This window comes from Acinetobacter sp. YH1901141, from assembly GCF_013416935.1.
GTDB lineage: Bacteria > Pseudomonadota > Gammaproteobacteria > Pseudomonadales > Moraxellaceae > Acinetobacter > Acinetobacter towneri.
In genome coordinates, this window is record NZ_VPEY01000057.1 from 1 (window position 1) to 4077 (window position 4077).

Annotated in this window: 4 protein-coding genes; 1 reads left to right on the plus strand and 3 read right to left on the minus strand. The window is 37.7% G+C overall.

Features of this window, described 5'->3' with window-relative positions; genetic code table 11:
* The first annotated feature begins 140 nt into the window (after positions 1–140).
* Entirely contained in the window at positions 141–410 is a 270-nt protein-coding gene (locus FTV52_RS14245) for a mobilization protein (protein ID WP_179991030.1), read from the plus strand.
* Here FTV52_RS14245 and FTV52_RS14250 read toward each other — a convergent pair whose 3' ends face one another.
* The 3 genes from FTV52_RS14250 to mobQ all read right to left on the minus strand — a co-directional run bounded on the left by FTV52_RS14250 (position 411) and on the right by mobQ (position 3893).
* The gene (locus FTV52_RS14250) at positions 411–641 is read right to left on the minus strand and encodes a hypothetical protein (RefSeq protein WP_005028396.1); all 231 of its coding nucleotides are present in this window, start codon (positions 639–641) and stop codon (positions 411–413) included. It lies immediately after the preceding gene.
* Positions 641–1570, minus strand: a complete 930-nt coding sequence (gene repM / locus FTV52_RS14255; RefSeq protein ID WP_179991031.1) for a replication initiation protein RepM — start codon at positions 1568–1570, stop codon at positions 641–643. The genes FTV52_RS14250 and repM overlap by 1 nt, the downstream gene beginning before the upstream one ends.
* A gap of 787 nt (positions 1571–2357) precedes the next feature.
* Positions 2358–3893 carry a MobQ family relaxase gene (gene mobQ, locus FTV52_RS14260; RefSeq protein WP_179991032.1) on the minus strand — a complete coding sequence of 512 codons (1536 nt, stop codon included), beginning with the start codon at positions 3891–3893 and terminating at the stop codon, positions 2358–2360.
* Positions 3894–4077 lie beyond the last annotated feature (184 nt).

Below are 4077 nucleotides of genomic sequence, written 5' to 3' on the forward strand. Positions count from 1 at the left end.
CCCCTTTCGGACTTCCAAACTTAATGAAATTAGTTTGGTAAAGTGCGCCATTCTGGAAAACCATTATAGCTTAGGAAGGCATTGAATCTCAATGGCAGGTATCCTATGCTTGAATGGTTTTTTAAAAAGGCAAAATAAATATGAGTTCGACATTAGAAACATTGGAACAGCAAGAAAAAAAGGCTCTTGAAAAGTTGCAGGCGATTAAAGCTAGAAGGCAGGCTCTTGTTAATCGTGAGAAGGCAAAACAGAAGGAACAAGAACGAAAGGATGAAACTAGACGTAAAATTTTACTGGGTTCTTACTTGCTCAAGAAAATGGAAGATGAAGCAGAGAAACAAAAAATACTCGCTGAAATCAACGAGTATTTAACAGAAGATCGGGATAGAAAATTATTTAATCTGCCATAATTAATTTTGTATTGTTTTTAGCATATTGATAGCAAAGGTTACTTTGCTTTCAATATCTTTAAGCACTGTTTTATGATCATTGAAATCATCAAAATGTTTAATCTCAACATCAATAATAGAGCTTAAATATCCAGTCAATATCTTTGCTTTTACTTCATTACTCTGATTGAAAATAACATCATTGAATTTGGCAACTTCTTCATCAAAATTAAAATTATCTAACTCAATCATTATTTAAATCCTGCTTTTTCTAAAAGTGGGTAAAGTTCTCTAAATTTTTCAGGTTGTAAAAGCATTTCAGCAATACGTACAGCAAACTGCTGATAGCTTTCCGTACCTTGCGAATACTTAGACATTTCGGGCATTTCAGACATTTTATTTGCAAATAAATGACGTTGTGCATCGGTCATTTTGATAAACAAGTCAGGCGTGTTTGGATCTCTTTTAGGGTCTATTGTCTTTTCTATTTTGGCTTGTTGCTTTGGTTTGAACTTGAATGAAAAGCCTGTAATAGATCGCCCTGTCTTATGTTGCTCTACTTTGACGGTTATATCGGTATGTTCGTTAATTTGCTTAATTGCTGGGTCTAGGACACGCTTTTTGAAATCGCACATTGCTTTATATTCATTGTCGACCAAGCCAATTCTTGAGCGAAAGTCGTTAATTTCAATGGTTGGGGTTTTTCCTGTACTTCGCCAAGACACTAATAGCTCGTATAAACGAGTAGCGTATAAATTTAAGTTAGCAACTTGCATCAATTCATAGCTAGTAAAATTCTGCTCTAAGCGAGTGATTAACGGCACAATTTCAGGAGCAAAGCGTAACTTAACAATACCTGCACCCTCGACATAGGAAATGCCACTCACCCATCGAATCACACGCTTTTCAGGTTTATTCCGTTTCTCGTCCACTGTCATATACGTCACTTGACGATTAAACAGCGTCATTACTGCATCTGACAGCATTGCATAGGTGTTTTTAACATCAACATGAAAGCGGTCTGCATAGTGTTGGGCGTGAATTTCTAGGAATGTTTCTGTATCTATCCCTTTGCCTGTTTCCCTTGCTTCAATGATGGCTAACAGAATGAGCCGTTGCTCAACTAAGCCCAATGTATAGCTCGCATTTATTAATGAATTATCTTTCACAACCAAGCTCATAATTATTCTTCATTTTGATAATAAAAGGACAAATAGAAAATTATCATTAAAATGACATGTTGTAAATAGTCATTTTAAGCAGGGTAAATGTCCGTTTATAGCAGGGTAAATGTCCGTTTATAGCAGGGTAAATGTCCGTTTATAGCAGGGTAAATGTCCGTTTATAAGAGATGAAAGCCTTGCTAGGCTTATGTTTCAGAGGACTTAAAAGCATTTAAAAGCTCTTAAAAGAATTAAAAGCCCAAAACTTTAAAAAAACCTGTGGAAAACTGCCCTATGTTTTCGCTTCGCTCAAACTCTATTGCTGTTCGCTATCGCTCACAGCTTTGGGGCAGTTTTTGGCTATTCCTGTTTGAGATACCAATTCAGCAAAAGCAACTATGAATTCGCTTCGCTCATATTTTTTGAAAAGCAAAAGCTCCAATACTTCGCTCGTAGGCACTCGCTAAACACAAGGGACTAGGCTCAAAAAAAAGCAAAAGCGGTTTTTCAGAGGGTCTAGGCGCAACTTTTCATTGTGTCGCTCGTAGACACTCGCTAATAAATACTTGTTATTGTTTATGTTTACCGATTTTGTACTGTACTGTACTGTACTAAAATACGATACAGTACAGTACACATACTTTTTTATTGTTTAGATAGGCTTAATTAAAAGACAAAAAAGATAATCTTAAATTTTATACAAGGATGTTTTTAAGCGTTTTTAGCCATGTTTTGAATTGCAGCAGTACTCCGCTATGGAAAACTGTTAAAGGTGGCTGTAATCGCAAAATATGGAGTTTTAGAGCTATCTTTTAATCTCATTGTCCTGTGATTTCCCTGTTTTTCGATTAATTTCGATATTTTCAAGGATTTTTACCTGATTTTCAGTGTATGTGAGCGTGTACTCTTTCCCTGTTTTCAGGTCTTTTATTTGAGGATGATAAACAAGCCCATCTTTTGTGCTTTGAACTGTGCCTTGAGTACCTGACTGTAGGACTTTTCCATAATAAGAATTATTGGTTTTAGCCAAAATTGAAATATTAGGGTTGAGTTGCTCTTTTGCTTGTTCTAGCTGTCTTTCTTGTAGGTATTTTTCAGCGTTTCGGGCATTTAACGCCATATTTGGCTTGTTGCGCTCAATAATCGCTATAGCTGTTGCTCGATGCTCATCTGTTACGCCTGACTCTTTGAATTTTGCAAAGTTTGAGCGCATTTCTTCGTACTGCCTAACTTCTTGGGCAATTTTGGCTAGATGTTCTTTTTTGCCTAAAAATAAAGGGGTTTTGGCTCGCATATCCTCAATTTTGGCTAACCATGTTTTTGCATCTTCGATCTGTTTTGCTTGTTGTTCCTGAAAAACCTTGTTAGCGGTGGTTTCAATAGCGGTCTTGTACTTGGCTATAGCGTTTCGGGCATCTGTGGCGGTGGCTTTCTGCGGCTGCTCCAGTGGCTTGATAGGTTGCTGTTCTAATTGGCTGCGCTCTAATTTTAGTTGGCTTAATCTGCGCTCTTCTAAGATGATTTCTTGGTCTAAGCCCTTAATAATCTGTTCATTTGCCAATTTTTCAGCATTTCTCGCCCTGATTGCATCGTTTTCTAGTGCAACGGTTGGCATGATGATTTTCGGATTACGCTCTTCAACTGGTTTTAATTGTTCACGTTCGTATCTACGTTTCATTGCTGTAACTGCAACGCCTTCATGCCATGTGGCTTCTAAATCAATTCCTCGGTCTGCATAGCTGCGGTGATCTATACGGGCATCAAAGTTATTTTTTTCTAGGTAGTGATTTGCAAGATCGGCAAAGTCTTTACGCCAAGCTGCAACCGTTTCGGATGATTTCTCTTTATTGAAATCACGAAATTTATTTTTAGAAAACTCGCCTGTGTCTTTGTCTAGCTGTCGGCTCGTAAACAGAATATGAGCATGATAGTTTCGTTCATCACTTCCACCCCTTGTATGCGGGGCATGAATGACAGCATCAACGATGACGTTATGACGCTCTACAATCTTTTTGCATAAATCATCTAGGAGCTGTTGGCGTTGTTCTGCGTTTAGCTCTTGGGGAAAGGCAATTTCAAACTCTCTTGCTAGGACTGAGTTTTTACGGTTCTCAACTTTTTCAACGATGTTCCAAAGGCTTTGACGGTCTAAGAGTTCTGCTTTTGCATTGTCAGGAGCATAGATTTTTTTAAACTCTACGCCTGTCTTTCTTGTGTAATCCTGCTCTTGCTGTTGTTTTTGGTCTATCAATTTTTCACCTGAGCGATAGGCAGCAGCAGCTATGGCACTTCGCCCATCTGCTCGACTGATCGCTTTAACTGAAAAGTGATAAATTGCCATTTTCTTTTTTGTCTTTTCTCAACAACAACAAAATAATTTTATGGGGTAAAGGGGTATCCCCTTTCGGACTTCCAAACTTAATGAAATTAGTTTGGTAAAGTGCGCCATTCTGGAAAACCATTATAGCTTAGGAAGGCATTGAATCTCAATGGCAGGTATCCTATGCTTGAATGGTTTTTTAAAA

Bases quoted from the DNA above. Each gene is read 5' to 3' on its own strand.
- FTV52_RS14245 (WP_179991030.1), top strand. From the start codon at position 141: ATGAGTTCGACATTAGAAACATTGGAACAGCAAGAAAAAAAGGCTCTT.
- mobQ (WP_179991032.1), bottom strand. From the start codon at position 3,893: ATGGCAATTTATCACTTTTCAGTTAAAGCGATCAGTCGAGCAGATGGG.
- repM (WP_179991031.1), bottom strand. From the start codon at position 1,570: ATGAGCTTGGTTGTGAAAGATAATTCATTAATAAATGCGAGCTATACA.
- FTV52_RS14250 (WP_005028396.1), bottom strand. From the start codon at position 641: ATGATTGAGTTAGATAATTTTAATTTTGATGAAGAAGTTGCCAAATTC.